Source organism: Enterococcus sp. LX10 (genome assembly GCF_023539285.1).
In the GTDB taxonomy this organism is placed as follows: Bacteria; Bacillota; Bacilli; order Lactobacillales; family Enterococcaceae; genus Enterococcus; species Enterococcus faecalis.
Window position 1 is genome coordinate 2,219,078 of the sequence record NZ_CP092784.1, and the last position, 25,862, is coordinate 2,244,939.

Here is a 25,862-nt window from a genome sequence, read left to right on the forward strand (position 1 = left end):
CTGAGCTTTTATTTAAGAAATCGTTGGGCGTTTTACTCGTTCATGTGCGACATCCGCTGCTTGAATCTCTTTATTATTAAAAGATGTTAAGCGGAATGCCAATTGGAATTCTTCAAACGTAGTCCGGTATTTTTCTAATTGCCACTGGCCACAAGAGTAGCTACCTAGGGCGTTTTGTTTGTAATCGATATTTAAAACAACATAATCACTTTCTTGTAATTCATTGGTATGCTTAGCAACATCTAGCGCTTGTTCATCAAAATAAGAAACACTAAAATTATATGACTCAGCCGCTGTTGCTACTATCCCTTGGCCGCGATCATCCGTGAATGCGGACCATTTAGTCGCCATGTGGTTACCATTAGCTTGTGGAACAACATAATTAGTGAACATTTCCGCCACTGTAGCATCATAAACGCCAAGTAAACCAGCTTCTTGTGAATCTACATAGTTTTCTCTCGGCCCTTTACCGAAATATTTTACTTCTGATAGAGACTTGTCTAAATGGAGAGTCACACCCAAACGTGGTAACATATCTGGCGCATTTTCAATTTTACCAGCAGGACTACCTTTTAAGTCGAAGAAAATTTCGCCATTTGGTGCAATTAAATACTGATAGGTACATTGATAATGCCAAGCACTGTTAGTCGTTCCGTTAATTGTTTTTACGATGACTTGGATAAAATCATCAACTTTTTTCCACACAAAAGAACGGACAATTTCATGCTCTAAATGTAAGAAATATTTCTTCTTCATTTCATCAATAATTTCCATATCATTACTGATTGGTGCCCGCCAAAATGTAAATCTCGGCCCTTTATGCAATAATTTTTTACCATCTCGTGTCACATTCGTTAAGGCGCCCTTCACTTTATCAAAATTAATTGAAAAGTTTGGTCCTTCAATGTATAAATGAGGGCCAATTTCCTTTGCCATCAGCGAGCCAACTGGTGTGATCTCAATCCCTGGTGTTGCAATTGGCAATTCAAACTGTGCGGTAGCTAATTCATGACCAGCAGATGCATAGGCGGTCGTTTCTTTCAATTGATATGAAAGAGTTAAATAATAGGCGGCTCCTGCCTTTTTAGGAAAATCTAAATGATAAGGTAAGTGCAGTCTTCCTTCTGCTCTAGCAGCAATTGCTGGCACTGCTACTGTCCCTGATTGAATCACTGTTTGATCTTCAGTAATTGTATAAACCAGCTTAAAGATAGCCAAGTTTTCAAAGTCAAACCGACTCAATAATGAGAATTCACCTGACAGAACGTCAATAGCGCTAGTTGTAATGGGTTCAATGACTTTTTTGTATTCATACAAGCTAGGAGATGGCGTACGGTCAGGCATCAACATCCCATCAATACAAAAATCTTTGTTACTTGGATCATCGCCGAAATCGCCGCCATAACGATAATAAACTTCACCGTTATCTGTTACCGATTCAATGCCATGGTCAAACCATTCCCAAATAAAGCCACCTTGTAATTTATCATGAGCATAAAATAGCTCTTGGTATTCTTTTAAATTCCCAGGGCCATTCCCCATCGCATGACAATATTCACATAAAATATGCGGTTTTTTTGAATTTTCAATAATCGTATTCATCAGTAATTCTCTAGTTGGGTGTTCCAACCACGTATACATTGTAGAATAGACATCCGTGACCTCTGCTTCAAAATCACCTTCATAATGGACCAAGCGTGTCGGATCCATTTCTTTGGCAATACGGGCCATTTCAATAAAGTTATGACCAAACGCAGATTCATTTCCTAACGACCAAAAGAGAATTGATGGATGATTTTTATCCCGTTGAATCATCCGTACCATCCGAGAAACATAAGCCGTTTCCCATTCAGGATCGTTACTAATCCAATCATATTCTCCAGTTAATTCAAAGCCGTGACATTCCAAATCAGTTTCATCAATCACATACATTCCATATTCATCGCATAAATCATAGAAATAAGCAGATGCTGGATAATGACTGGTTCGAATGGCATTAATATTAAATTGTTTCATTAAACGAATATCTTTTTCAATTTCTTCACGACTAACCACTCGACCATTTTTCGGATTATAATCATGACGATTCATTCCTTTTAGTTTAATGGCCACACCATTGACTAAGAAAGTCTCACCAGATACATGAATATTTCTGAAACCAACTTTTTGCGGAATAACTTCGACGACTTCCCCTTCAGAAAAAACAGTGATAAATAGCTGATACAAGTATGGTTTTTCCGCTGACCAAGCAGTGACAGACGGTAAACTCGCTGAAAATTCAACCGTACCTTGATTTCCTGCGACAGTCTCTTTAAGAACCGTTTTTCCCTGCTGATCCATCAACTCCAATTGAACTTGTTGTCCTTTGTCTTGCCAAAATTTACTGGTAATTGCCAAGTGGCCATTTTGATACGAATCATCTAAATCGGAAATAACAAAGAAATCTTCCAGCCCATTTTCTGGTACACCGAGTAATTCAACATCACGAAAAATACCACTTAACCACCACATATCTTGATCCTCTAAATACGTACCATCTGACCATTGATAGACTCGCACCGTTAAATCATTTGTTTCACCAATTTTAGCGTAAGGCGTAATGTCAAATTCTGCTTCATTTCGTGCACCTTTGCTGTAGCCAACTTCATGGCCGTTCACCCAAACATGATAAGCTGAATCTACGCCACAAAAGCGTAAAATGATTTTTTTATCGTGAAATGTTTCATCTATAGCAAATGTCCGTTTGTAAATACCTGTTGGGTTTTCCGTTGGTACATACGGCGGATTAATGGGAAAATTGTACCATAAATCAGAGTAATGCATTTTGCCATATCCTTGGACTTGCCAATTTCCAGGAACAGTGATTTGATCCATTTGGCTTGTATCAAAGTCCGTCGCAAAAAAGTTTTCTGGGCTGTATTCTGGCGCTTCTAAAAAAAGAAAATGCCAGCGTCCGTTTAAATTTTTGTATGCTTGTGTATATTTATTTTCATTTAGTAAGGCTGTTTCTTTCGAAGGAAAGCTCGAAAAATGTGCTCGTCCAGGCAACCGATTGATACTATCTACTTTATAATTTTCCCAAGTCTTCATAATCCATTTCTCCTTTACCAACTTCATTTTTTTCTTTTGTTTCATACCGTTTCCAGCAAATCCAAGCAAAGCCCATAAAAACAATTAAACCAATAATGTTATACGCCAACATGCCCAGTGGACTAGCGGTTCCTTTCGGTAACGTGCCATTGATTTCTTCCATGATTAATTTTGGATCCGGCACAGTTGACATAAAGAATACAAAGATAAAAATGGCTAATAAGAAAATCCCCGCAATTAAGCCAAAGGTTCGATTACCAAAGCGGAAACTTCTCGGCATTGTTTCTTTTTTCCAACGAAGCCCAATATAGGCGATTAACAAGAATAAGACAGGCACTAGTGACGTAGAAGCTGTCATATTAATTAACGTTTCTAAAAAGCTATCCATATTTCCAATTCCTAATGCTGGAATGGCAACTAAAATCGTCACAATAATTCCTTGAACTAACAAAGCATTGGTTGGATTTCCCTCTTCGTTCGTTTTCACTAGCCACTTACCGAAGACCCCATCAGGAATTTCTGAGAAAAATACTTTAACTGGTGCTGCTGTCCACAGAGCCAAAGAACCAAGACTTCCGACAAATAAGATAATTCCTACTAAGCGCACCATCATTGCTGCGGGAATATGGAAATACGTACCTAAAATTTTAAAGATATCAAAAATACCATTTGAAAAATTTCCTTTTAAGACGTCCGTTGGCACTACCAAACCTACAGCAACGGCACCAAGAATATACATGATACCGACCGCAATCGTTGCACCAATCATCGTGCGGACAAACGTTTTATTGCCGCCTTTAACATCCTTAATGTATACGCCGATACTTTCACCACCGCCAACAGCTTGTAAAATCCACGCCATCGTCATGAAAAAAGTCCAATTAAAAGTTGGCATAATTGACGTCGTGGTAAATTCTTGTGCTGGCTCATTGCCAAAACCAAACACGACGACAAAGGCTAAAACCACAAAAGCCACGCCCATAAATAAACGAGCACCACCCGCTAAGCTAGTCACTTTCGAAATCCACGAAACCCCTTTAATACAAACCCATGTCATTAACCAAAATAACAGAATAGAAATCACTGCAATTATTTTAGTACTATGGTTTCCTTGAAAAACGTTTTGACCTAAAAAAGCGTATGAACCATAAATCAATGTATTCGGTAGTAATGAACAGAAGAAAAACAAGTTGACAAAGAAATATGACCAAGCGCCTAAAAATGCCCATTTAGGTCCTAACACAGATTCCAACCAACTGTGAACACCTGATTCATTTTCAGAATTAGCAGAAGCAAATTCTGCAATCATTAGAATAAATGGTAAAAAGTAAAAAATAGAGCCGAATAAATAGCCTGGAATAGTTGCTAGGCCAATCTGAATACTGTTGTTAACAATGCTGGGAAAGGCAAAAACCGCTGAAAAAGTCATGAGCATCAATGCGACAGAACCTAATCGTTCCCGTGAATGTGTTGCCATTTTACTACATCCTCTCTTTATCAAATTAATTAGTACTCACACATTGTAAAACGCTTCCAGTTTTTTAAAAATAAAAAATGTTGCCTATTTCTTGTAAAGATGTTGACTTTCAGAAAGCCTTTACATACTCTTATAAAGAGGTGATAGCATGCAAAATGTTTTTACAAATAATGTCAGCATCCTGATTAATGATCAACCTATTAGCCAAGAATTTCATCTTTATGAAGCTGGCTATGAAAAATGCCGCCCGACAAAACCAACTGAGTTTGCCCCCATTAATTATTGGGTTTTGCATTATTGTAGCGATGGTGAAGGCTATTTTTCAACACCCTTTATGGAAAAACAACACATTACCGCTGGCGATTTGTTTATGATTCCAGCCAATTGTCGCAATATTTATTATCCTAATCGGCAAAATCCTTGGACCTATCATTGGGTCGGTTTTGTTGGAGATCTTTCGTCTCAGTATTTAGAAAAAATAGGCCTGACTACCGAAAATTGTATTTTAAAAGGAACTGTTGATAAGAAATTAGAAAGTTTATTTAAAAATATTTACCAAGAAGCGAAGAAACATAATCATTTTGGCAGTTTAAGTGAAAGCTTTCAATTGTTGAATTATCTAGAGCATCATTCCGTTACACAGCACGAAAATCAAAGCCAACAATTATTTAACCAAATTAAAATGGCTATTCACGAAAATTTTTCAAACAATCTTTCAATTAGTCAATTAGCTTCTGAGTATAACATTGATCGTAGCTATTTATTTAAGCTATTTCAGCGTTATGAACAAACAAATCCTAGTATTTATGTACAAAACTTAAAATTGCAAAAAGCCTGTTCTCTGTTAAGAAAAAGTTCCTTAACCATCACGGAAATCAGTTTTGAAGCAGGTTTTTCTTCACCTTCTTATTTTTCAAAATTTTTCTTCCAGAAAAAAGAGATGACACCTCGACAATATCGTCAACAGTTTTTAACGTAAAAAACCTCTTGCTAAGCAAGAGGTTTTAAAATTATTCAATGAATGAATTATTTTACTGTTACTGAAGCGCCAACTTCTTCTAAAGCAGCTTTTAAAGCTTCTGCTTCTTCTTTAGAAACGCCTTCTTTAACTGGTGCAGGAGCGCCATCAACTACAGCTTTAGCTTCTTTCAAGCCTAAGCCAGTTGCTTCGCGAACTGCTTTGATAACTTTAACTTTTTGATCGCCAGCTGCTGTTAATTCAACAGTGAATTCAGTTTGTTCTTCTGCTGCTCCACCTGCTGCTGGTCCAGCTACTGCTACAGGAGCTGCTGCTGATACGTCAAATTTTTCTTCGATAGCTTTAACTAATTCGCTTAGTTCTAAGATAGTTGCTGTTTCTAACTCAGCAACGATGTTTTCAATGTTTAATGCCATTTTGAATTTCCTCCATTTAAATTAAAATTGTTTGTTTTTTATTTGTTTGAATTAGACTGCAATTAAGCAACTTCTTCGTTTTTCTCTGCCACTGCTTTGACAGCGTAAGCCACGTTGCGGACTGGCGCTTGTAATACAGATAATAGCATAGATAGTAAACCTTCGCGGTTTGGTAGTTTTGCCAACGCAGTAATTTGTTCCACTGAAGAAACTTTTCCTTCGATGACGCCACCTTTGATTTCTAATGCTTTTGCATCTTTAGCAAATTCGTCGATGATTTTAGCTGGTGCTACTACATCGTCGTTGCTGAATGCGACAGCAGTTGGGCCTGTAAAGACTTCGTCTAAGCCGTCTAAACCAACTTTTTTAGCTGCACGAGAAAGGATTGAGTTTTTGATGACTTTCATTTCTACGCCTGCTTCACGTAATTGTTTACGTAAGTTAGTGACTTCTTCAACTGTTAAACCACGGTAGTCCACGATTACAACTGATGCTGCTGATTCAAATTTCTCAGCGGCTGCTTGAACTAGGCTTTCTTTTTTAGCGATTGCTGCTTCACTCATTTATTTCACCTCCTGATTTTGATGGTGGAGTTGGACTTGGTTTACGATATGTAAAGTAGAAGAATCAAATGAAACTTCGCTCACTTCGTTCGCCAAGTATTGTTTTACATCGGCTTTTTATCAAAAAGTCGTGTAAAACAACAAAACTCCATGCCACCGTAGACATAGAGGGACCGAATTGTATATAACTCAACAATTGTCCTCGGTAGGAAATTAAGACTTGCGTCACCTACTGTCTTCGGTACAGTTAATTATTAACCTCACTCACTTTACCATAGGGTAAGTGAGTGAGTCAAGAATTTTTTAATTATTTTCTTTCAAATTAGAAAGAAGCTTGGTCAACGTGGATTCCAGGTCCAAATGTTGTTGTTACTGAAATGTTTTTGATGTATTGACCTTTAGCAGTTGATGGTTTAGCTTTCAATAATACGTCGTTAATTGTGTTGAAGTTTTCAACCAATTTTTCGTTATCAAATGAAACTTTACCGATTGGTACGTGGATGTTACCAGCTTTGTCAACGCGGTAAGTTACTTTACCAGCTTTAACTTCTTCAACAGCTTTTGTAACGTCCATTGTTACAGTACCAGTTTTAGGGTTTGGCATTAAACCTTTTGGTCCTAAGACACGGCCTAATTTACCAACTGTAGCCATCATGTCAGGAGTCGCAACAACTACGTCAAAGTCGAACCATCCACCTTGGATTTTTGCAACCATGTCGTCGTCGCCTACGAAATCTGCACCAGCAGCTTCAGCTTCTTTAGCTTTTTCGCCTTTAGCGAATACTAAAACAGTTTGTGTTTTACCAGTTCCGTTTGGAAGCACAACTGCTCCACGGATTTGTTGGTCTGCTTTTTTAGGGTCAACGTTCAATTTGTAAGCAACTTCAACTGTTGCGTCAAATTTCGCGATGTTTGTATCTTTTGCTAAAGCTACTGCTTCTTCAACTGAGTAAGCTTTTGTAGCATCAACTTTTTTCAATGCTTCTTGCATTTTTTTGCTCTTTTTAGCCATTTTGTTTCCTCCTTGATTGTGGTTATAACGGTTGTACCTCCCACGTCTTTCATATCTTTAAATATGAAACGAACTGAGAAGCTACTTCTTTGAGTAAGTGTGGAATAAAAATTATTCTACGATGATACCCATGCTTCGTGCAGTTCCTGCAACCATGCGCATTGCTGCTTCAACGTCAGCGGCGTTTAGGTCTGCCATTTTAAGTTCAGCGATTTCTTTCACTTGATCGCTTGAAACTGTTGCAACTTTAGTTTTGTTTGGTTCACCTGAACCTTTTTCGATTTTTGCAGCTTTTTTCAATAAGACTGCAGCAGGTGGTGTTTTAGTAATGAATGTAAATGAACGATCTTCATATACAGAGATTACTACTGGAATAATCAAGCCTGCTTGGTCAGCTGTACGAGCATTGAATTCTTTAGTGAATCCCATGATGTTGATACCTGCTTGACCTAACGCTGGACCTACTGGTGGAGCTGGTGTTGCTTTCCCCGCAGGAATTTGTAATTTAACGATTTTTTCTACTTTTTTAGCCACGAAAATACCTCCTTAAGTTCTCGTGCGTGGTTAATGGGGTTGAGATTTCCCCTCCCACTCAACGTACATTTAAAACATACCCTATTACTATACAGGATTCCCTTTACTTTTTCAAGATGTTTTTATGATTTCAAGGAAATTTTTTTATCTGTTATTTTCTTCATGAAATGTGCATCATGCTCAATCACTAGCATTGCAGGCTTCACAGATAAGATTAGCGCTTCTAATTGTTGATGATTAAACACATCCAAGTAATTAAGGGGTTCATCCCAAATATAAAGTTCAGCTGATTGAGACAATGATTTGGCTACTTCGACTTTTTTCCGTTGCCCCATACTCATTTGTTCAATTCGATTAGTGAAAACAGCGCGCTCCATCCCAAGTTTTCGTAAGTTATTTAAAAATTGGGTGTAATCTAACTGATTTTTCTCTGCAAATTCGGATAAAGTTCCTTGATTGTCTTCATAATCTTGGCGCACATAAGAAATGGTTAATTGGTGAGCCAAAGTGGCTTCGCCTTCTGAATCCCCAGAAAAATTATCCAATAAATACTGAATTAAGCTCGATTTTCCTGAGCCATTTTTTCCTGTTATTCCGACAATTTCTCCCGCGTTTATTGAAAAAGAAATTGGCGTAAATAGCCAATTTTTCTCGTAGCCCAGACGAAGCTCTTCCACCGTCAATAATGTTTTGTGATGCGTTGGCTGATAATCCATTGACAAAGGATCAATATACTCAAGATCTTTTAATAGTTTTTCTTTTTCTGCTAATTGTGTTTCGGCGCGTTGTTGAATGTGTTTCGAACGCTTCATTACGCGCGCAGCCCGGGCACCAATGGCTCCTGTATCAAAAATCGCCCCGCTTCCTTTTTCCTTAGCGTTGCCGTACTTATCACCTTCACGGTTCATCGACCATTCCGCTTTTTTACGAGCGGTTTCTTTCAAGCGATTGACTTCTTTTTTGATTTTTTCATTTTCTGCCAGTTCAAAAGCATCTCTTAATTTTTTTTGCTCTTCATAAATAGAAAAATTCCCTTGATACAGTGTCAATTGACTTTTTTCAATCGCCAAAATATGATCAACTACTTCATCAACAAATGCCCGATCGTGGCTGACTAAAATAAATCCGTGTTTCTTTTTCTTCAAATATTCAGCCACTTGTTGTCTGCCAGCTAGATCTAAATGATTTGTTGGCTCGTCAATTAAAGGAAAGGCATTTTCTTCAATAAAAAGAAGACCTAATAAAACTTTCGTCTTTTCGCCGCCTGATAAAGAAGAAAAGGGCCGCCATAAAACTTCAGGATCAACGTTTAAAAGCGTTAATTCTCGTTCTAATTTCCACTGTTCAAAAGAAGTCACCTCTTGTAAGACATAATAAGTGAGCTGTTGTTCTTCTGCAACTGTTTGTGGAAAATAGACGAAATCGACTTGATGAAGAATCTCTCCTTGGTAATCCAACTGCTTTTGTAACAATCTTAATAAGGTTGTTTTCCCACGGCCATTGCGGCCAATCAATCCTAATTTCCAATTGGTATCCATCGTGATATTTGCCTGATCAAAAAGCAATACTTCTTGATTATCATAGGCAAAAGATAGTTGTTTTAGTTCAATTTTCGACATAAATATACCTCCATAAAGCAAAATTGATGCAGCTTTACGGAAATCAGCGGCATCAATCCAAGGTATACAAAAAGACCCGTGGCTGAATTCTTTAAGCTAATTTCCGAAAATCCGCACACTCCACCCGTTATATTCAGGCAAAGTTATACAGTTTCTCTAAAAAATTAACTTAAATTTTCAACGCACGAATCCCTCTTTTCGTCTTTTATTATCTAGAATTTAGCATCTCTTCACTGATTTGTCAACGAAGGCCTCTTGCTTTCATTCTGATAAAAATTTAAATTATTCGCTAAAACACAAGCGATTGCCTAGTTCCCCGCCATTTTTTGTGTTAGACTTCCAATGAAAACATATTCTAATGAAGAAGGTGCTGAAATGGAAGAGTTACGCTTTAATAGTGTTTTTGATATTATCGGACCCGTTATGATTGGTCCAAGCAGTTCTCATACAGCTGGAGCGGCAAGAATTGGAAAAGTGGTTCGCAGTATTTTTGGACAGCAACCTGATAGCGTTGACATTTATTTATATGAGTCTTTTGCCAAAACTTATCGTGGTCACGGAACAGATATCGCCTTAGTTGGCGGCCTTTTAGGCATGGAACCAGATGATGAGCAACTAGCCAATTCTTTGGAAATTGCCTATGAACAAGGAATGGAAGTTTGTTTTATTCCTAAAAGTGAAAAAGCAGACCATCCTAATTCCGTTAAAATTGTGGTTTCTTCTGGCGACCGAAAACTATCTGTGACAGGAATTTCAATTGGTGGTGGAAACATTCAAATTTCTGAATTAAATGGCTTCAAATTGTCTTTAAGTATGGGCACGCCAACATTTATTGTTGTCCATCAAGATGTTCCTGGCATGATTGCTAAGGTGACCAACATCCTTTCAGCTAGCGATATCAATATTAGTACAATGACCGTTACCCGAGAATCTAAAGGGGAAAAAGCGATTATGATTATTGAAGTTGATCAAGCCGAAGTCGGTGACATTGTCATGCAATTAGCTGAAATCCCTCATATATATAGCGTTAACTATTTTGACTAAATGAACGTAAAGGAGTAATACGATGTTTTATTCAATTGAAGATTTGGTAGCTCAAGCGAAAGAGTACCCTTCTGTGAGCGAATTAATGATTGCAACAGAAATGGCTCATGGCGGGTATTCTCGTGAACGAATTATTGAAACAATGGAAAAAAATCTAGCCGTTATGAAACAATCTGTCGCTGAAGGAATCGCTGGTGTTACCTCAGTAACAGGGCTAACTGGTGGCGATGCAACCCGCTTAAATGATTACATACATTCAGGCAACTTTTTAAGCGGTGAGACCATTTTACAAGCCGTGCGAAATGCGATTGCTGTTAATGAAGTTAATGCAAAAATGGGCTTGATTTGTGCTACACCAACTGCAGGCAGTGCCGGAGTAGTTTCTGGCGTCTTGTTGGCAGTTATTGATCGCTTAAAGTTAACCCATCAGCAACAATTGGATTTTCTATTTACAGCTGGGGCTTTTGGCTTAGTGATTGCCAACAATGCCTCAATCAGTGGTGCCGAAGGTGGTTGTCAAGCTGAAGTCGGCTCTGCTAGTGCAATGGCCAGTGCCGCTTTAGTTGCGGCTTCTGGCGGTACGCCTGATCAATCTGCTCAAGCTGTGGCTATTACGATAAAAAATATGATGGGCCTCATTTGTGATCCTGTTGCAGGACTTGTTGAAGTCCCTTGCGTGAAGCGAAATGCATTAGGTTCTTCTCAAGCCTTCATCTCAGCTGACATGGCTTTAGCGGGGATCCGAAGTGTCATTCCACCAGATGAAGTCATCCACGCAATGTACCAAGTGGGTCGCCAAATGCCACAAATTTTCAAGGAAACCGCTGAAGGCGGTCTTGCGGTGACACCAACTGCACAACGTTTAAGCAAAGAAATTCTAGAGAAACAAAAATAGAAATAACTATAGCAAGAAGCTTACAGAAAAAAACGTCCATTCGTTTTTTCCGTAAGCTTCTTCTTTAATCACTTGTTCCGCCTAAACCAACCACAGCGACAATTCCATTCATGACATCTTTCATCGTTTCACCCACAAATGAAACGGTTCTACCATCAATGCGTTTAATCATTGGTAACATTTCAATGCGATCTGCTTGTGCTGTCGTCACACATTGCAATTTTACAGTTGCAGGTGTTTGCAAGGCATATCGGGGTAATTCAGACAACGCAAAGGAAGTTAACACCTGACTTGTAGTTGCTACGATAGCTTCCCGAACTTGTTGCATGGGTCTATTTTTGATTGCATAACGTCCCAGAGATTCTTTGGTGGAAACAAAGGGGACTTCGGGCATCATTTTTTCTTGAAAAAGTTGTTCCTCTAAGCCTGATTCACCGATAATTAAACCAACAGGGACACCTAATTCGCTAGCGTAAGCTGCATTAATTGTCGTTTCATTCATCGCTAATTCGTTTATTTTTAAATCATAAGCAACACTAGCACTATACCCATGATCCATATTCCCTTTTTGTTTACCAATACCAGCATGATAACCTAAGAAAAAGACTACATCATAGCTACTATCCAAGCCACTCATCATATAATCCATGCGAGGAAAGCCGCTCACTAAGGAAATTCGTTCATCCATTTCTGCTAAGCGCGCATAAGCTAAATTCAATCCACGGCTATGCGAATCGGCAATAGTAATTTCTGTAATTTGTTCATTTTTAGCACTCTTTTGAATCCCTTCAATCAACCAAGCCACATGTTGGTGATATAATTCTCGGAATAAAACGGTATCCTCTTTTTCCATATCAAATGTCGCAATACCTGCTAATCCTTCAATATCGCATGACACATAAATTTTCATTTGTTCCACTCCTTTGACAATGGCTGAACCAGTGCTTGAATTTTGTCAGCATCTAAATTTTTGATTAATTGAATGACTAATTCTTTCGCCGCTTGGTAATCTTGAAAGTCCACATAGCAATGGTGTGTGTGTGCGTAACGGACAGGAATTCCTACAACAATCGTCGGGGCTCCTTGAACTTGTGTAATCGCCATGCCATTGGTTCCACCACCACTTCGAACAGAAACTTGAACAGGAATTTTGTGTATTTTAGCAATCTCTAGTGCATACTCTTGAAATTCCGGATTCGTAATCATAGAAACATCAAAATAGCGTAACATCGGTCCTTTTCCCATTGCTGATTGAATCATCTCTGGCGTTTCTGCCGTATCATCAGCAGGGCAGCCTTCGAAAACAATAGCTAAATCAGGATTGACTTGTTTTGCGGCAATAAGTGCTCCTCTTTCGCCAACTTCTTCTTGTGCAGTTACTGTCGCAACTAACTTGAATGGAAGTGTCTCTTCTTTCAACTCCTCCATGACGTCCACTAAGCAAGCACAGCCAATGCGACAATCAAAAGCTTTTCCTAAAAAAAGATCTGTCTGTTCGTTGTAACAACACGTCACATCTGGAATGACCGGTGCACCAAGATCGATTTTGTACGTTTCAATTACTTCTTCTTTTGAGGTAGCGCCAATATCGATTGTCAAATCAGCAATGGTTAATGGCCGCTGACGTTCCTCTGGTGTCATAAAATGAGGGGGCCGACTAGTAACTACGCCTGGCAGATAGGTGCCTTCCCGGTTACGAATCCGAACTTTTTGTGCAGAAATCGTATTAGGGACCCAGCCACCTAACGGAAGAAAACGCAACAAACCGTTTTCTTTAATTGCTTGAATCATAAAACCCACTTCGTCACTATGAGCATCAAAAAGCACTACTGGACCTTCACTTAGATTATTTTTCTTCTCAAGATATAAATTTTTAATGGCATCTAGCCGTTGAATAGTAAAATCCGCAGTTGCGTGTTGAAGGATTCTAACGACTTCTGTTTCAAAACCTGAAACACCATTAGCATTTGAAAGTTCCTGAATTAATTGAACAGCTTGACTTTTTTTCATTTTTTCCCAACCTTTACTTGTCACTGATAGAGACTGATTTGTAATAGCCTGAACCTAATGGACCATAGACTAAATTTTGGACAGAATCGTCCACTAAGCGTGCTTCTGTTAATTGATAAAGAGGAACTAGGGGTGCTTCTTCCGCAACCAATTGATCCGCTTTTTGTAATGTTTTCCAACGTTCTTCATATTTGTTTGCATAAGTTACGTTTGCTTCTTGAAGCAACTGATCGAAGGTCTTATTAGACCATTTACCAAAATTATTGGAATTTTTTGATTGCAATAAGTTTAAGAAATCGATTGGATCAGCATACACCGGCGTCCAGCCACCAACCACAATGTCGAAATCTCCGCTGCGACTTTTTTCTAAACGATTATTAAAAGGAACTGGCGAAACATTGACTGTTAAATTTTCTAAATTATCTGCTAAAGCTCCTTGAACATACTCACTGATTTTTTTTGCATTTTCTGTATCCGAACTTAAAATGGTTAGCTCCGCTTTTTCAATTCCTAATTCTTTTTTAGCCGTTTGCCATAACTCTTTCGCTTTTTCTGGTTCACTAGGATTTAAATCTCCTAATTCCTCTGCAAAATCTTTTTGCGTTTCTTGATTAGTGAAACCTGTTGGCACGAAGCCAAGTGCTTTTTTTGAGCCATCATTTAAAACATTTTTAGCTAAACGTTCAGAATTCAATGATAATGCTATCGCTCGACGTGCATTCTTATTTGCCAAAAGATCTTTTTGCGTATTTAATTGGATATAATACGTTCCAGGAATTTCACGAATTTTCAAAGCTGCATTGCCTTGTTCTTGTGCAACAATTTCTCCAGAAATTTTTACAACATCTAATTCTTTCCCTTCGAAAAGATTTTTCCCAGTATTGACTTCTTTAACGACTTGGACATCCACCTTATCTAGCGAAACATTCGCTTGATCCCAATAATTTTTATTCTTCACATAGGACCAAGTATTATTCGTGCCATCCCAACCTTCTAATGTGAAGGCGCCATTGTAAAGTGTTGACTCAGCTGATGTACCATAGTTTTTGCCCGTTTTTTCGACAAATGCTTCATTTAATGGATAAAAAGCTGGCACCGCCAATAATTGTTGAAAATAACTCATAGGATAGCTTAGCTCTACTTCCAAGGTATGGTCATCAATGGCTGTTACCCCTAACTCTTCTTTAGATTTGCCACCGTCAACAATAGCACGATAATTTTTTAGCCCTTCAAAATAATACGCTTGCGGGGAAGCTGTTTTTGGGTCCACTGTGCGCTTCCAAGAATATTCAAAATCATTGGCTGTGATTGGCTCGCCGTTACTCCATTTTGCATCTTTTCGAATCGTAAAAGTATAGATTAAACCATCATTAGAGGGCTGTACTTTTTCAGTTGCCAATGCTGGTTTCGCTTCTCCTTTTTCGTCAAAGGAGAAAAGTCCCTCCCCTACTTGGCTCATTACATCTGCTGCTGTATTATCCATTGCCAACGACACGTCTGCCGTTGATAATTCCGAATCAATCCCGACCCGTAATACCTGTTGTTCTTGCTTTTTGGTTTCTTTCCCAACACTTCCACAGCCCGAGAGAAGTAAAACCATGATTGCTGTCAAAGACAGCCTTTGCTTTGTTGCCCTTTTCATAAAAACACCTCATTTTTTTATTTTTTGATACCTTTTTCCCACAAAATTATTTATAATCTGATAAAGGAGGTTTGCTCATGAACTTAGATTACTTAAAAGAAACGTATCATTTAACGAAAACAGAAAGTCAGATTTTGTATTATTTGGATCAACAAAGTACGAATGCGGCCGATTTGAGTATTCGAGAAGTTGCCAAACACTGCTTTTCTTCGCCTAGTTCCATCATCCGTTTAGCCAAAAAATTAAATTTATCAGGTTATAATGAACTTATTTACAAATTAAAAGAAGCCCATTTTTCTCAGCCAATCCCTTTTGAAACAGCGCCTTCATTTGAAACAACCAACGAGTTTTGTCGACTGCTTGCCAAACACAAGAGTCATTTATTTGTTATTTTAGGTCATGACTTTTCACGACATTTGGCGGCTTACATTAGTGAAGTTTTCAATTTTCATGGCATCCCCAGTATCACAACAGCCCATACTCATTCGATAAATAGTCAAAATAATCAGAATTTTCTTTTTATCATTCTTTCACATTCTGGTGAAGAAAAATACCTAAAAGAAACAGCTCTGCTTGCGAAAGAGAAAAAACATCCTATCATTTCTTTTGTTGGTGCCAAAAATTCAACTCTTGGTCGACTGGCAGATCTCGTTTTTTCAACTGACTCTTACAGCCCGTTTTCAACAAGTGTCGCTCAGCCACAAATGTTTTTTGGCCAAACATTAATCACCTTTGAAGCCTTGATTTGTGCTTATTTAAATCATGAGGATTACATTCCAATATCTCCTAAAAATAAATAATTTTATTTATTATAGCTGAAAAAAGCTATTTCGCTAGCCAAAGTATAGAAAAAGGTACATGTTCCATTTTTTATGGAACATGTGCCTTTTTGCTATTTTTTACTCGGCCATAGAAATTCAATTAGCAATTGATCTACTTCAGGATTTTCATGTAATTGGCTATGTTGTGCATTTTCTCCTTTAATAATCTGGCTAGTGACTTGAGTTCCTCGCTGTCTTAGCAAGGCGTTGACTGCTAAGGCACTAGATAACGGTACCGTTCCATCACTTAAATCTGTTGCACTTAATTGACCACCAATTAATAAAATGGGCAGTTTTTCTGGAACAACATTAATCATCTCTTGATAATCCAAATAGCGGCTACTTTTTTCTGTGGGGCCATTTTCTAGTTCCGTTTCGATGGTTTGCTGTTGACTCGTATCAATAAAATCATTGAAAGGTGCTCCAATGCTGACAAATTTTTCAATTTTAGGTAACGATGTGTCTTGCCCATAGGTTCCTAAATAACGTAAACCACTAACACCACCCATAGAGTGCCCGACAATATTGGCTTTGTTCACTTGATAATTTTTTTGTAAATAGAGTAATGTGTTTTTTATCCATTCTGTTTGATTCCATTCATTGTTTTTATTATCTTCAAATAGAACTTGAACACTGGGATTCGTCGCTTTGCCACTTAAAGCTCCTCGCTCTTTAACCACGGTCCCATCAGGTTTAACGAGTAGCACTAATTCTTGAGTTGTGGCACCTTGTTTCTCCAAGCGATGCAGTAACGAGCCAAACGAATTTTTAGTTCCCGCGTAACCATGAAAAAAGAGCGTTGGTGTTGTTGTGCGGTTTAACTCAACGGTTGCTTCTTTTGTGGGGGCTTGGTTGTCATTCTTCGTGGTTGCTCCAATTTGGCAAGCACTTAATAATAGAACAAGACCCATTAGCAAAGAAAAATAACGATATTTTTTGGCCTGTTTCATTTTTTCATTCCTTTCTGCGATGAAATAAAAAAGGGCTTGGAAAAGAAGTCAGTTGACTGCTTTTCCAGACCCTACAATCTGTATCAATCAGCTGAACAATAGTTTGTCAGCTTGTTTATTAATCAATGTTATCGACTTGTTCAAAGTCTAATTCTGTACTTGTTTCACGACCAAACATATCGATGTTTACTTTTAATTTTTGTTTTTCTTCATCGATTTCTGTCACAACACCTTCAAGACCAGAAAAGGCACCTTCGATAATTTTCACTGTATCGCCTAGCGCTACTTCTAAGTCTGATTGACGGGTGCTCATGCCAATTGAACGTAAAATGTGGTTAATTTCTTCTTGTAATAAAGGAGCGGGTTTACTACCAGCACCATGTGAGCCTACAAAACCAGTTACGCCTGGCGTGTTACGAACAATATACCAAGAATCATCGGTCATAATCATTTCCACTAACACATAACCAGGGAAAGTTTTATGAACGATTTCTTTTTCTTTACCATTTTTGACTTCTTTTTCTGTTTCTTCTGGTACAACGACACGAAAAATATAATCGCCCATCCCCATGCTTTGTGCACGTGATTCAATGTTTGCTTTTACTTTATTTTCATAGCCTGAATAGGTGTGCAATACGTACCAATTTCTTTCAAAAGTTTCCATTACTGATTCGGCTCCTTTAAATGTTTTAGTTTATTTTTTTCGAGCAAATAAAAAAAGCTCAGTTTCCCGAAGCTTTTTCTCGAATACTATTATAGCACCCCTCGTCGGGAAATACTAGAATTAATTATTTTAAAATCCAGCCAAATGCCGTTTGGATAACAGTATCCATGATAAAGAACAATGCTGCAAATAAAATAGATGTTTCAATTACAACTAATGTATCTTTACGCAATTGTTTTTTTGTTGGCCAAGTTACTTGCTTCATCTCATCAGCAACGCTGCGGAAAAATTTCATGTTGATACCCTCCTCTAAATCTATTTCGTTTCTTTATGTAACGTGTATTGATTACAATATTTACAGAATTTATTGATTTCTAAGCGTTCGCCACGTTTACCTTCACTAACGGATTTAGAATAGTTGCGAGAGCCACAAACGGAACAAGCAAGAGCTGCTTTCTTTGTTGCCATGTTCTTCGACCTCCTCTATTCACAAATTTACTTCTTAACAGTACCATTATTCGAAAAAGTTGTCAAAGTTTAATTTACTTTTTAAAGAAGCGCTGTGCCGATTCTTACGTAATTTTTTACCATTATCGCGAATATGTGCTTGATTTCTTTTATAAAATATCTGATTTTTCTTTATTTTCTATTTATTTTAACAAAATTGCTTTTATTCTGAGGTCTCAGCTATTGTTTTCTGCTAAGTTATGATATGATAAATTTATTAAAAATGAACCCTTAGGAGGCCTGTTTATGTTATTAAAATCTGTAGTTATTAAAAAAGATAATTTAACAACCGTCAATGAATCTTGTACTCTAGAAGAAGCTCTTTCTATTTTAGAAGACTCAGGTTACCGTTGTGTCCCAATTTTAGACGAATCTGGAAAAATTTTCCGAGGAAATATCTATAAAATGCATATTTACCGCCACAAAGCAAACGGTGGCGATATGAGTTTACCTGTTACCTATTTGTTAAAAAATGCTACAAAATTTATTTATGTCAACACTTCATTTTTCAAGGTATTTTTTACTATTAAAGAACTGCCTTACATTGCTGTTTTAGATGAAAATAATTATTTTTACGGCATTTTAACACACAGCACCTTATTAAATATTTTAGCGCAATCTTGGAATGTAAAACAAGGGAGCTATGTTTTAACAATTGCTTCAGTTGGTCAACAAGGCGACTTAGCAGCCATTTCAAAAATCATTGCTAAATATAGCAGCATCGCCAGCTGTATTACATTGGATGTTGATAGTGAAGAATTTGTTCGTCGCACACTTATTACTTTACCAGCCGGCACAACTGCCGAAACGTGTACAGCCATTGTAGAACATTTAGAGCGGAAAAATTTTAAAGTTGTAGAATTGGAAAATTTAGAAGACGAGTAAAATTTACGACCTTTATCTTAGGATTTAAAGCTAGGGAGGCAAGTCAAAATGACTTACCTCCCTAGCTTATTTTTTAGACTTCTTCACCAATAATTCGAACTTCCGTTTGTAATTCAACATCAAATTTTTCTTTAATCACTTCTTGGATATGTGCAATTAATTCCACATAATCTGTTGCGGTTGCATGATCGATGTTAACAATAAATCCCGCATGCTTTTCGGAAATTTGAGCACCGCCCCATTTCAAGCCTTGTAAGCCTGCGTCTTGGATTAATTTTCCTGTAAAATGACCAACAGGGCGTTTAAAGACACTGCCACAAGAGGGATACTCTAGCGGTTGCTTCAGTTCACGAAGTTCCGTTAATTCATCCATTTGGGCTTTAATTTCTGCATGGTTTCCTTTTTCTAAAGCAAACGTTGCTTGCAAGACAATACAATGTAATTCTTGAATTTCACTATGACGATAACGGAAATTCAGGTCTTCTTTCGTCATTGTTTGGATAGTTCCATCTGCCAACAGCACTTCTGCAGACTGGAAAACATCTTTAATTTCCCCGCCGTATGCTCCAGCATTCATATAAACAGCACCACCGACACTTCCTGGAATGCCACAAGCAAATTCAAAACCAGTTAAATCAGCTGCTAAGGCTTCGTAGGTTGTATCAATCAGCTTGGCACCAGCATCCACAATCATGGTGGTACCGGCTACTTTGATTTCTTTCATTTCTGTTAGCATAATCACGACATCGCGAATACCGCCATCACGAACAATCAAGTTGCTAGCATTGCCTAATACTAACCATGAAAGTCCTTGTTCTCGGCAATACGCCACAATCTCTTCGACTTCTTTTTTTGTTTTGGGTAAGGCCAACACATCAGCTGGGCCGCCTGTTTTAGTAAAGGTTACGTTTTTTAATGGTTCATCTACTAATAAAGTAATTTCGTTTAATGTTTCTAACATAGCTTTAGTGTTCACGAAAGTTAGTCCTTTCTTTTCAAAATATCTGTCTTATTCTAGCATGATAGAAAGAAAGTTGCTAGTCCTCTTTAAAGAACATGCCGTTGTTGTTGGCGTAGCATTTCTTCACATAACGCATGACTTTCATAGACTTTTTCTTGTTTTAACTCTTGCTCTTGCGGTTTTTGAATGGCCTGGATGAAAGCAGTAACCATTTGGTAAAAACCTCTTTTTTCCAATGTTGGCGTCCAATCTCCCATCTCTTTTACTTGGTATTCTTCTTCTGTTTGGATGGTCAAATGCGTTAAATTTTCCAAGCGATAAGTACCTGTGGGGCTGGTGACTTCAAAAGTTTCAGTATTGGCCCCAGAGTGTAAATCCATGGAACAAACAATCGTTGTCTGTTCGGTTTCTAATTGTAAAATTGCTCGTTTTAAATAACCGTTTTCTTCCACTAATTTTGACTGCACCACGTGGAGCGGTCCTTCCGCTAAATAAACTGCGGTATCAACGACATGTAAAAATAAATCATACATCATAAAACTTGTTTCTCTCGTTGTATTGATGCGGTTCTTTTTAATAAAAATAGTTTGTTTTTCAGGAATATTTTTCAATACTTCCGTATAAGGGGCAAAACGACGATTGAAACCAACCATCAGACACAGATTTTTTGCTGCTGCCAATGCTTGTAATTCTTTGACTTCAGCAAGCTCTTCACTTAAAGGTTTGTCCACAAAGACGTGAATACCAGCCTGTAATAATTGGCGAACGACTGCACCATGCACTTTTGTGGCTACATGGACAAAACAAGCATCAATCTTTGCTTCAATCAATTCTTCTATGGTCCCAACGGTTTCTGTAAAGCCATACTGATCAGCGATTTTTTGTCGTGTTTCTGGGTTTCTAGTTGCTAACACAAACTCTGCCAAATGGCGGCATTCACTATAAGTTGGCAAATACGCTTTTTGTGCAATATTTCCTAAACCAATGACTCCAATTTTCATTCGTTTGTCCTCATTTCTGCTCTTTTTACTATTTTATCATAGACTACTTCTTTCCAAAAATCAGTCATTTTCTCTTTTTCTTTTCAAGTATTTAAAACTTCTTTAAAAAGTATTAGAATAGAAGAAAGCACCAAGCGACCTTTTCTTTGGTTCTGGTTTGCACTGAAACGAGCAAAAGCGTTTCTTATTTGAAAGGAGTTTCAACAATGAAATGTATTTCTTGGAATGTCAACGGCTTACGAGCGGTTGTTAAAAAGAATTTTATGGATGTTTTTAATGAATTAGATGCAGATTTTTTCTGTTTACAAGAAACAAAATTACAAGCTGGGCAAATTGATTTAGAACTTCCTGGCTATCATCAGTATTGGAATTACGCCGAAAAAAAAGGCTATTCTGGCACAGCAATTTTCGCTAAAGAAGAAGCGTTAAGTGTTCGCTATGGCTTAGGTATCGAGGCTCACGATCAAGAAGGCCGCGTGATCACGTTAGAATATCCAGAATTTTTCATAGTCACTTGCTACACACCAAACTCACAAGCTGAACTAAAGCGTTTAGCTTATCGAATGACATGGGAAGATGCTTTTCGTGCCTATTTAAACGAATTAAATCAAGAAAAACCCGTAATTCTTTGCGGTGATTTAAACGTAGCTCATCAAAATATTGATTTAAAAAATTGGAAAACCAATCAAAAAAATGCGGGGTTCACGCCTGAAGAACGGCAAAAATTTACTGAGTTATTAGACAGTGGTTTCACTGATACATTCCGTTATTTTTATCCAGAAGCTGAGGGCATCTACTCATGGTGGAGTTATCGCTTTAATGCACGAAAAAATAACGCAGGTTGGCGGATTGACTATTTCGTTGTGTCAGAATCCTTGAATGAACGTTTAGTCAGTGCTAAAATCCATACAGATATTCTTGGTAGTGATCATTGTCCAGTGGAAGTTGTACTTGATTTTTAAGTGTTACTCAACGCGTTGAAAGGAGTTTTTTTAATGAACTTTTACGCTTTTGACTTTGAAACAGCTAGTTATGATAAACATAGTGCCTGTTCCATTGCAATTGTTAAAGTAGAAAATAGTCGGATTGTGGATGAATTTTACACGTTAATCAAACCAGAAACACCTTTTTTCTGGCGAAATACGCAAATTCACGGCATTCATGAATCAGATGTTGCCAATGCGCCCAAATTCCCTGAAGTATGGCAACAAATTCAGCATTGTTTTCAGCCAAATCGGTTAGTGGTCGCTCACAATGCAAGTTTTGATTGTAGCGTTTTGGCTGGCTGTTTAGATTACTATGGCTTAGAACAACCTAATTACCTTTCTTTATGTACTGTCAAAACGAGTCGCAAACTGTTTCCTGAATTTCCTAATCATAAATTAAATACCGTTTGTGAAAACCTCAATATCACTTTAAATAATCATCATGATGCTTTAGAAGATAGCCGTGCTTGTGCCGAAATTCTTTTACAGCAAGAACAACGATTTGGGGTTGAACCTTTAAAAAAATTAGTATTGGTGAAATAATCCAGTTCTTGTTTCCAGCGAAGGCGTTATCTCTTTCATTGGCTAGTTGGCAGGAGATAACGTTTTTTCTTTTACATAACTTTTCCGCTAAAACAAAAATTTTTCAGAAAGGACGCGATGATGTATTCGATTCTTTACTTATTCACAGACTCTCTCAAAAATGCGTGGCGCTCAAAAAACCAATTTAGTACGTTGATTCTTATCTTTATTATTAGTTTTCTGACTTTTTCTGCTCTATTATTGACTTTGTTGTTTTCTCGATGGCTTTCACAAATGATTCTTCTTGATAATTATGCAGTGATTCCTCCCTTGAAAATTTTCAGAGGTTTGGCTGGAATCAGCACTGGAACACTCTTTTTCTTCCTGATTAGTTATATTTGCCGAGCTTTCTTCCTAACTTTTTTAGAGCAAAAAAACGACTTACTGATCTTAGCTCTTTTAGGTACGACAAAATTACAAATTTTAATTAGCTATGCCTTACAACCCATCTATTATTTGATTTTTGTTTTGCCTTTAGCTGCTTTTCTAGCTAATAAGCTCATTCAACAGTTTATCCATGATTTTTTCAGCGAGGTGCCTGGTTTAATGCATATCGATAGCTACATGCAAGGTATCTTTTTACCACTAACAGGAAGCCTATTGTTCATTTGCTGTTGTGTCTTTTTAATTCTTTTTAGGAAACTCAATCGCTTAATCAAAAAAGGTACTTGACTAACTATGCGAAAAAAGTGAGAAATACATCATCTCGACGTATTTCTCACTTTTTTGAATGACTTAGGTCTTTAGGCTATTTACTTTTTTCCGCCTCTTTTAAGCCAAGGCTTCAATAATTTCGGTCATTGTTTTTGAACCAAAAATCATTTGTTCGCCATCAATCAGCATTGCTGGAACGCTCATAATTTTCTTTTCTTTTTTCAACTCTGGAAATAGACTAATGTCCACCATTTCTGCTTCAACATGAGGATTAATTGATGCAATCCGTTGGCAAGCGGCCACGACATCGGGACAGAAATGACATGTTAGTGAAACAAAGATTTCTATTTTTCTTTTTGGCAATGCAAGTATGTTCTTTTGCAGACTTGCTTCTAACGGCTGCCCCTCGCTGCCGACATTATAAACCGCCAAAACCAACGAGTTTACTTCATGTCCACTAGGAATACCACTAAATTTAATTCCTGTATAGTTTCCTGCCGCATCTAAGAGCACAACGCTAGGCATTTTTTCAATCCCATACAGCAATTCTTTGGCTGGCTCAGTATCTTTCAAAATCGTTTCTAAAGTAATCTTCTGATCCAGACTTGCAAATTCTGTTAAGAATGACTGAAGTTCCAATGATTTTTCATCACTTGCATCCAAAAACTGAAGCAATGTCACTTTTTTGGTTAGTTTAGCGAAAATACCGCTTAATTGTTGGCGCATACTTTCTGGGAACCACTGATGCTTACCAGTAACTTTCGCTGGCTGTTTTTCTTTTGATTGCTGACTGTTTGTTTCAGGGGCAGATTGATTAGCTAATCGTTCAGTCATTCGCTTCGTTACAATCGGTTGGCCCGCCTGTGTTTTTTGTTCTGTCACGTAACGTTGCGCATGAGTGGCGGCAATTGCACCGTCTGCAACCGCCGTCACAATTTGACGTAATTCTTTTATTCGTAAATCTCCTGCTGCATAAACGCCAGGAATATTGGTTTCCATATTCTCAGTTGTTGGCACATACCCACGGTCTAAGGCAATTTTCCCTTCAAAAATTTCTGTACTTGGTTTATTTCCAGCAAAAACAAACAGACCAAATGTACTGTCTTTTGGTGCTTCATAAACCGTTTCTTCTCCCGTCTGGTTATTGACAAACACAGCTTTCCGGACAAAATCATCTCCCGTAATTTCTTTCACTTCTGTGTTATAAACAATCTTAATTTTCGGGTGATTTTTGGCCGCCTCCGCAGTTAATTTTGCACATGTAAAATCAGGTTCTCGGATAATCATCGTTACTGATTTACCGTAACGTGTCAAATAAACGGCCTCTTCCGCTGCTGCATAACCGCCACCAATCACAAAAATATCCAGACCTTGGAAAAACTCCCCATCACAAGTAGAACAATAGGCCACGCCGCGTCCTGTAAATTCACTTTCACCAGGGAAACCAATTTTACGAGCAGAGGCCCCTGTCGCAATCAATACTGCATATGCTTGGTAGGTTTGACTCGCCGATTGAACAGTTTTTATCGTTTGACTAAAATCAACATCAATAATCTCGTCGTTTGTAAAAGCTACACCGAAGTCTTGTGCTTGAATGCGCATTTCTTCCATTAGTTCTGGACCTGTTGTGTGACGAATCGCTGGATAGTTCACAATTTCAGAAGTCGTCGTTACTTGTCCGCCAATTTTGTCTTTTTCAATAATTAAGGTATCCATCATTGCGCGACCTGCATAGATACCTGCAGATAAAGCAGCTGAGCCCCCACCAATAATAATCAAATCGTAGATTTCTTCTGTCACTTGCTTCTCCTCTTTCTTCTGTGTTTCAGAAAAAGAGCTGAACAAAACATTTTCTCTGTTTTATCCAACTCTTTGACCTCTATTTACAAAGCGAATTTAAATTTTACCAACTAAATCTAAGCTTGGCGCAATTGTTTCTTCTCCTGGTTGCCAATTGGCTGGACAAACTTTATCACCATGTTCTGCTACAAATTGAGAAGCTTCTAATTTACGAACAAGTTCTTCAGCATTACGACCAATACCCATGTCGTTGATTTCATAAGATTTGATGTCACCTTCTGGACTCACAATAAATGAAGCACGGTAAGCCATTCCAGAAGCTTCATCTAAAACGCCAAAGAAACGAGCAAGTTGACCGTTGGGATCGGCTAACATTGGATATTTAATTTTTCCAATCGTTTCTGTAGCGTCAGCCCATGCTTTATGCACATAATGACTATCTTCTGAAACAGAGTAAACCTCACAATTTAATTCCTGTAAATGCGCATAATGCTCTTGCATATCCCCTAATTCCGTAGGACACACGAAAGAAAAATCAGCTGGATAAAAGAAGAAAATACTCCATTTTCCTAAAATATCTTCTGTTGATACTCGTGTAAATTCACCATCGTGATAGGCATCACATTCAAAGTCAAAAAGTTTTTGATTAATTAAATTCATTGTCGTTCCTCCTCTGTTTTTTTACTCTTTAAGGATAACAGTTTATAATTATTCCGTCAATAGAATAATTATAAACAAACAAGGTTTTATTAACACATAATACTGTCCTA

General features: G+C 37.8%; 26 protein-coding genes and 1 other annotated feature. Of the genes, 8 read left to right on the forward strand and 18 right to left on the reverse strand.

Annotated elements, in window-relative coordinates:
- Positions 1–12: 12 nt before the first annotated feature.
- Complete coding sequence (gene ebgA / locus MKZ30_RS10395; protein WP_161633706.1) at positions 13–3,135, reverse strand: beta-galactosidase subunit alpha; 3,123 nt, start codon at positions 3,133–3,135, stop codon at positions 13–15.
- A complete protein-coding gene (locus tag MKZ30_RS10400) occupies positions 3,068–4,567 on the reverse strand; it encodes an amino acid permease (protein WP_002359464.1) in 1,500 nt (499 codons plus the stop codon). The genes ebgA and MKZ30_RS10400 overlap by 68 nt, the downstream gene beginning before the upstream one ends.
- 148 nt (positions 4,568–4,715) lie before the next feature.
- Between MKZ30_RS10400 and MKZ30_RS10405 the strand changes: the two genes are divergently transcribed.
- Complete coding sequence (locus MKZ30_RS10405; RefSeq protein WP_002356429.1) at positions 4,716–5,546, forward strand: AraC family transcriptional regulator; 831 nt, start codon at positions 4,716–4,718, stop codon at positions 5,544–5,546.
- Between the two features lie 47 nt (positions 5,547–5,593).
- Here the strand turns inward: MKZ30_RS10405 and rplL are convergent, their stop codons facing one another.
- From rplL to lsa(A), 5 genes are all read right to left on the reverse strand, one after another.
- Positions 5,594–5,962 carry a 50S ribosomal protein L7/L12 gene (rplL, locus tag MKZ30_RS10410; RefSeq protein ID WP_002382519.1) on the reverse strand — a complete coding sequence of 123 codons (369 nt, stop codon included), beginning with the start codon at positions 5,960–5,962 and terminating at the stop codon, positions 5,594–5,596.
- A 62-nt stretch (positions 5,963–6,024) separates the two neighbouring features.
- On the reverse strand, positions 6,025–6,525 hold the full coding sequence (rplJ, locus tag MKZ30_RS10415) for a 50S ribosomal protein L10 (protein WP_002388423.1): 501 nt from the start codon (positions 6,523–6,525) through the stop codon (positions 6,025–6,027).
- A gap of 130 nt (positions 6,526–6,655) precedes the next feature.
- Positions 6,656–6,785: a sequence feature (ribosomal protein L10 leader region), on the reverse strand.
- Between the two features lie 62 nt (positions 6,786–6,847).
- Positions 6,848–7,537, reverse strand: coding sequence for a 50S ribosomal protein L1 (gene rplA / locus MKZ30_RS10420; RefSeq protein WP_002356425.1), 690 nt, complete (start codon positions 7,535–7,537; stop codon positions 6,848–6,850).
- 111 nt (positions 7,538–7,648) lie between these two features.
- On the reverse strand, positions 7,649–8,071 hold the full coding sequence (gene rplK, locus MKZ30_RS10425; protein WP_002356424.1) for a 50S ribosomal protein L11: 423 nt from the start codon (positions 8,069–8,071) through the stop codon (positions 7,649–7,651).
- 122 nt (positions 8,072–8,193) lie between these two features.
- A complete protein-coding gene (gene lsa(A) / locus MKZ30_RS10430; RefSeq protein ID WP_016613945.1) occupies positions 8,194–9,690 on the reverse strand; it encodes an ABC-F type ribosomal protection protein Lsa(A) in 1,497 nt (498 codons plus the stop codon).
- A 375-nt stretch (positions 9,691–10,065) separates the two neighbouring features.
- Between lsa(A) and sdaAB the strand changes: the two genes are divergently transcribed.
- Complete coding sequence (sdaAB, locus tag MKZ30_RS10435) at positions 10,066–10,734, forward strand: L-serine ammonia-lyase, iron-sulfur-dependent subunit beta (protein ID WP_002414070.1); 669 nt, start codon at positions 10,066–10,068, stop codon at positions 10,732–10,734.
- Positions 10,735–10,756: 22 nt separating this feature from the next.
- Positions 10,757–11,629: an L-serine ammonia-lyase, iron-sulfur-dependent, subunit alpha gene (gene sdaAA, locus MKZ30_RS10440; RefSeq protein ID WP_002367199.1), complete on the forward strand. Its 873-nt coding sequence runs from the start codon at positions 10,757–10,759 to the stop codon at positions 11,627–11,629.
- 64 nt (positions 11,630–11,693) lie between these two features.
- On the opposite strand, the gene MKZ30_RS10445 is transcribed toward sdaAA, so the two are convergent.
- The 3 genes from MKZ30_RS10445 to MKZ30_RS10455 are packed head-to-tail and all read right to left on the reverse strand — an operon-like array spanning position 11,694 to position 15,281.
- Complete coding sequence (locus MKZ30_RS10445) at positions 11,694–12,539, reverse strand: M55 family metallopeptidase (RefSeq protein WP_010827695.1); 846 nt, start codon at positions 12,537–12,539, stop codon at positions 11,694–11,696.
- Positions 12,536–13,639, reverse strand: coding sequence for a M42 family metallopeptidase (locus MKZ30_RS10450; protein WP_025194202.1), 1,104 nt, complete (start codon positions 13,637–13,639; stop codon positions 12,536–12,538). Before MKZ30_RS10450 ends, MKZ30_RS10445 begins: the two co-directional genes overlap by 4 nt.
- Before the next feature lie 13 nt (positions 13,640–13,652).
- On the reverse strand, positions 13,653–15,281 hold the full coding sequence (locus MKZ30_RS10455) for a peptide ABC transporter substrate-binding protein (RefSeq protein WP_033601215.1): 1,629 nt from the start codon (positions 15,279–15,281) through the stop codon (positions 13,653–13,655).
- 77 nt (positions 15,282–15,358) lie between these two features.
- On the opposite strand from MKZ30_RS10455, the gene MKZ30_RS10460 reads away from it, so the two are divergent.
- Positions 15,359–16,081 (forward strand): MurR/RpiR family transcriptional regulator, encoded by a 723-nt coding sequence (locus tag MKZ30_RS10460; RefSeq protein ID WP_002407921.1) that lies wholly within the window; start codon positions 15,359–15,361, stop codon positions 16,079–16,081.
- 92 nt (positions 16,082–16,173) lie between these two features.
- Here MKZ30_RS10460 and MKZ30_RS10465 read toward each other — a convergent pair whose 3' ends face one another.
- From MKZ30_RS10465 to rpmG, 4 genes are all read right to left on the reverse strand, one after another.
- Positions 16,174–17,052: an alpha/beta hydrolase gene (locus MKZ30_RS10465; RefSeq protein WP_010707189.1), complete on the reverse strand. Its 879-nt coding sequence runs from the start codon at positions 17,050–17,052 to the stop codon at positions 16,174–16,176.
- Between the two features lie 118 nt (positions 17,053–17,170).
- Positions 17,171–17,716 (reverse strand): transcription termination/antitermination protein NusG, encoded by a 546-nt coding sequence (gene nusG / locus MKZ30_RS10470; RefSeq protein ID WP_002384070.1) that lies wholly within the window; start codon positions 17,714–17,716, stop codon positions 17,171–17,173.
- 124 nt (positions 17,717–17,840) lie between these two features.
- The gene (gene secE, locus MKZ30_RS10475; RefSeq protein WP_002356409.1) at positions 17,841–18,011 is read right to left on the reverse strand and encodes a preprotein translocase subunit SecE; all 171 of its coding nucleotides are present in this window, start codon (positions 18,009–18,011) and stop codon (positions 17,841–17,843) included.
- A 20-nt stretch (positions 18,012–18,031) separates the two neighbouring features.
- Positions 18,032–18,184, reverse strand: a complete 153-nt coding sequence (gene rpmG, locus MKZ30_RS10480; protein ID WP_002356408.1) for a 50S ribosomal protein L33 — start codon at positions 18,182–18,184, stop codon at positions 18,032–18,034.
- Positions 18,185–18,469: 285 nt separating this feature from the next.
- Between rpmG and cbpA the strand changes: the two genes are divergently transcribed.
- The gene (cbpA, locus tag MKZ30_RS10485; protein WP_002365057.1) at positions 18,470–19,108 is read left to right on the forward strand and encodes a cyclic di-AMP binding protein CbpA; all 639 of its coding nucleotides are present in this window, start codon (positions 18,470–18,472) and stop codon (positions 19,106–19,108) included.
- Between the two features lie 73 nt (positions 19,109–19,181).
- On the opposite strand, the gene murB is transcribed toward cbpA, so the two are convergent.
- Positions 19,182–20,069, reverse strand: a complete 888-nt coding sequence (murB, locus tag MKZ30_RS10490; RefSeq protein WP_002387193.1) for a UDP-N-acetylmuramate dehydrogenase — start codon at positions 20,067–20,069, stop codon at positions 19,182–19,184.
- Between the two features lie 86 nt (positions 20,070–20,155).
- Positions 20,156–21,070, reverse strand: coding sequence for a Gfo/Idh/MocA family protein (locus tag MKZ30_RS10495; protein ID WP_002419269.1), 915 nt, complete (start codon positions 21,068–21,070; stop codon positions 20,156–20,158).
- 206 nt (positions 21,071–21,276) lie between these two features.
- On the opposite strand from MKZ30_RS10495, the gene MKZ30_RS10500 reads away from it, so the two are divergent.
- From MKZ30_RS10500 to MKZ30_RS10510, 3 genes are all read left to right on the forward strand, one after another.
- Entirely contained in the window at positions 21,277–22,032 is a 756-nt protein-coding gene (locus tag MKZ30_RS10500) for an exodeoxyribonuclease III (RefSeq protein ID WP_010816721.1), read from the forward strand.
- 33 nt (positions 22,033–22,065) lie between these two features.
- A complete protein-coding gene (locus MKZ30_RS10505; RefSeq protein ID WP_010713133.1) occupies positions 22,066–22,599 on the forward strand; it encodes a 3'-5' exonuclease in 534 nt (177 codons plus the stop codon).
- A 120-nt stretch (positions 22,600–22,719) separates the two neighbouring features.
- Entirely contained in the window at positions 22,720–23,310 is a 591-nt protein-coding gene (locus tag MKZ30_RS10510; RefSeq protein ID WP_033601219.1) for a hypothetical protein, read from the forward strand.
- Between the two features lie 99 nt (positions 23,311–23,409).
- Here MKZ30_RS10510 and MKZ30_RS10515 read toward each other — a convergent pair whose 3' ends face one another.
- Entirely contained in the window at positions 23,410–25,092 is a 1,683-nt protein-coding gene (locus MKZ30_RS10515) for an FAD-dependent oxidoreductase (protein ID WP_129226132.1), read from the reverse strand.
- 96 nt (positions 25,093–25,188) lie between these two features.
- Positions 25,189–25,752 (reverse strand): alkyl hydroperoxide reductase subunit C, encoded by a 564-nt coding sequence (gene ahpC / locus MKZ30_RS10520; protein ID WP_002367212.1) that lies wholly within the window; start codon positions 25,750–25,752, stop codon positions 25,189–25,191.
- Positions 25,753–25,862 lie beyond the last annotated feature (110 nt).

Excerpts from the sequence above, each read along its gene's own strand:
- MKZ30_RS10445 (WP_010827695.1), bottom strand. The coding sequence starts at position 12,539 with ATGAAAATTTATGTGTCATGCGATATTGAAGGATTAGCAGGTATTGCG.
- sdaAB (WP_002414070.1), top strand. The coding sequence starts at position 10,066 with ATGGAAGAGTTACGCTTTAATAGTGTTTTTGATATTATCGGACCCGTT.
- secE (WP_002356409.1), bottom strand. The coding sequence starts at position 18,011 with ATGAAATTTTTCCGCAGCGTTGCTGATGAGATGAAGCAAGTAACTTGG.
- MKZ30_RS10405 (WP_002356429.1), top strand. The coding sequence starts at position 4,716 with ATGCAAAATGTTTTTACAAATAATGTCAGCATCCTGATTAATGATCAA.
- rplA (WP_002356425.1), bottom strand. The coding sequence starts at position 7,537 with ATGGCTAAAAAGAGCAAAAAAATGCAAGAAGCATTGAAAAAAGTTGAT.
- MKZ30_RS10500 (WP_010816721.1), top strand. The coding sequence starts at position 21,277 with ATGAAATGTATTTCTTGGAATGTCAACGGCTTACGAGCGGTTGTTAAA.
- cbpA (WP_002365057.1), top strand. The coding sequence starts at position 18,470 with ATGTTATTAAAATCTGTAGTTATTAAAAAAGATAATTTAACAACCGTC.
- sdaAA (WP_002367199.1), top strand. The coding sequence starts at position 10,757 with ATGTTTTATTCAATTGAAGATTTGGTAGCTCAAGCGAAAGAGTACCCT.
- ahpC (WP_002367212.1), bottom strand. The coding sequence starts at position 25,752 with ATGAATTTAATTAATCAAAAACTTTTTGACTTTGAATGTGATGCCTAT.
- rplL (WP_002382519.1), bottom strand. The coding sequence starts at position 5,962 with ATGGCATTAAACATTGAAAACATCGTTGCTGAGTTAGAAACAGCAACT.
- MKZ30_RS10505 (WP_010713133.1), top strand. The coding sequence starts at position 22,066 with ATGAACTTTTACGCTTTTGACTTTGAAACAGCTAGTTATGATAAACAT.
- murB (WP_002387193.1), bottom strand. The coding sequence starts at position 20,069 with ATGTTAGAAACATTAAACGAAATTACTTTATTAGTAGATGAACCATTA.
- nusG (WP_002384070.1), bottom strand. The coding sequence starts at position 17,716 with ATGGAAACTTTTGAAAGAAATTGGTACGTATTGCACACCTATTCAGGC.
- MKZ30_RS10495 (WP_002419269.1), bottom strand. The coding sequence starts at position 21,070 with ATGAAAATTGGAGTCATTGGTTTAGGAAATATTGCACAAAAAGCGTAT.
- rplJ (WP_002388423.1), bottom strand. The coding sequence starts at position 6,525 with ATGAGTGAAGCAGCAATCGCTAAAAAAGAAAGCCTAGTTCAAGCAGCC.
- MKZ30_RS10460 (WP_002407921.1), top strand. The coding sequence starts at position 15,359 with ATGAACTTAGATTACTTAAAAGAAACGTATCATTTAACGAAAACAGAA.
- ebgA (WP_161633706.1), bottom strand. The coding sequence starts at position 3,135 with ATGAAACAAAAGAAAAAAATGAAGTTGGTAAAGGAGAAATGGATTATG.
- MKZ30_RS10400 (WP_002359464.1), bottom strand. The coding sequence starts at position 4,567 with ATGGCAACACATTCACGGGAACGATTAGGTTCTGTCGCATTGATGCTC.
- MKZ30_RS10510 (WP_033601219.1), top strand. The coding sequence starts at position 22,720 with ATGTATTCGATTCTTTACTTATTCACAGACTCTCTCAAAAATGCGTGG.
- MKZ30_RS10455 (WP_033601215.1), bottom strand. The coding sequence starts at position 15,281 with ATGAAAAGGGCAACAAAGCAAAGGCTGTCTTTGACAGCAATCATGGTT.
- rpmG (WP_002356408.1), bottom strand. The coding sequence starts at position 18,184 with ATGGCAACAAAGAAAGCAGCTCTTGCTTGTTCCGTTTGTGGCTCTCGC.
- MKZ30_RS10450 (WP_025194202.1), bottom strand. The coding sequence starts at position 13,639 with ATGAAAAAAAGTCAAGCTGTTCAATTAATTCAGGAACTTTCAAATGCT.
- MKZ30_RS10465 (WP_010707189.1), bottom strand. The coding sequence starts at position 17,052 with ATGAAACAGGCCAAAAAATATCGTTATTTTTCTTTGCTAATGGGTCTT.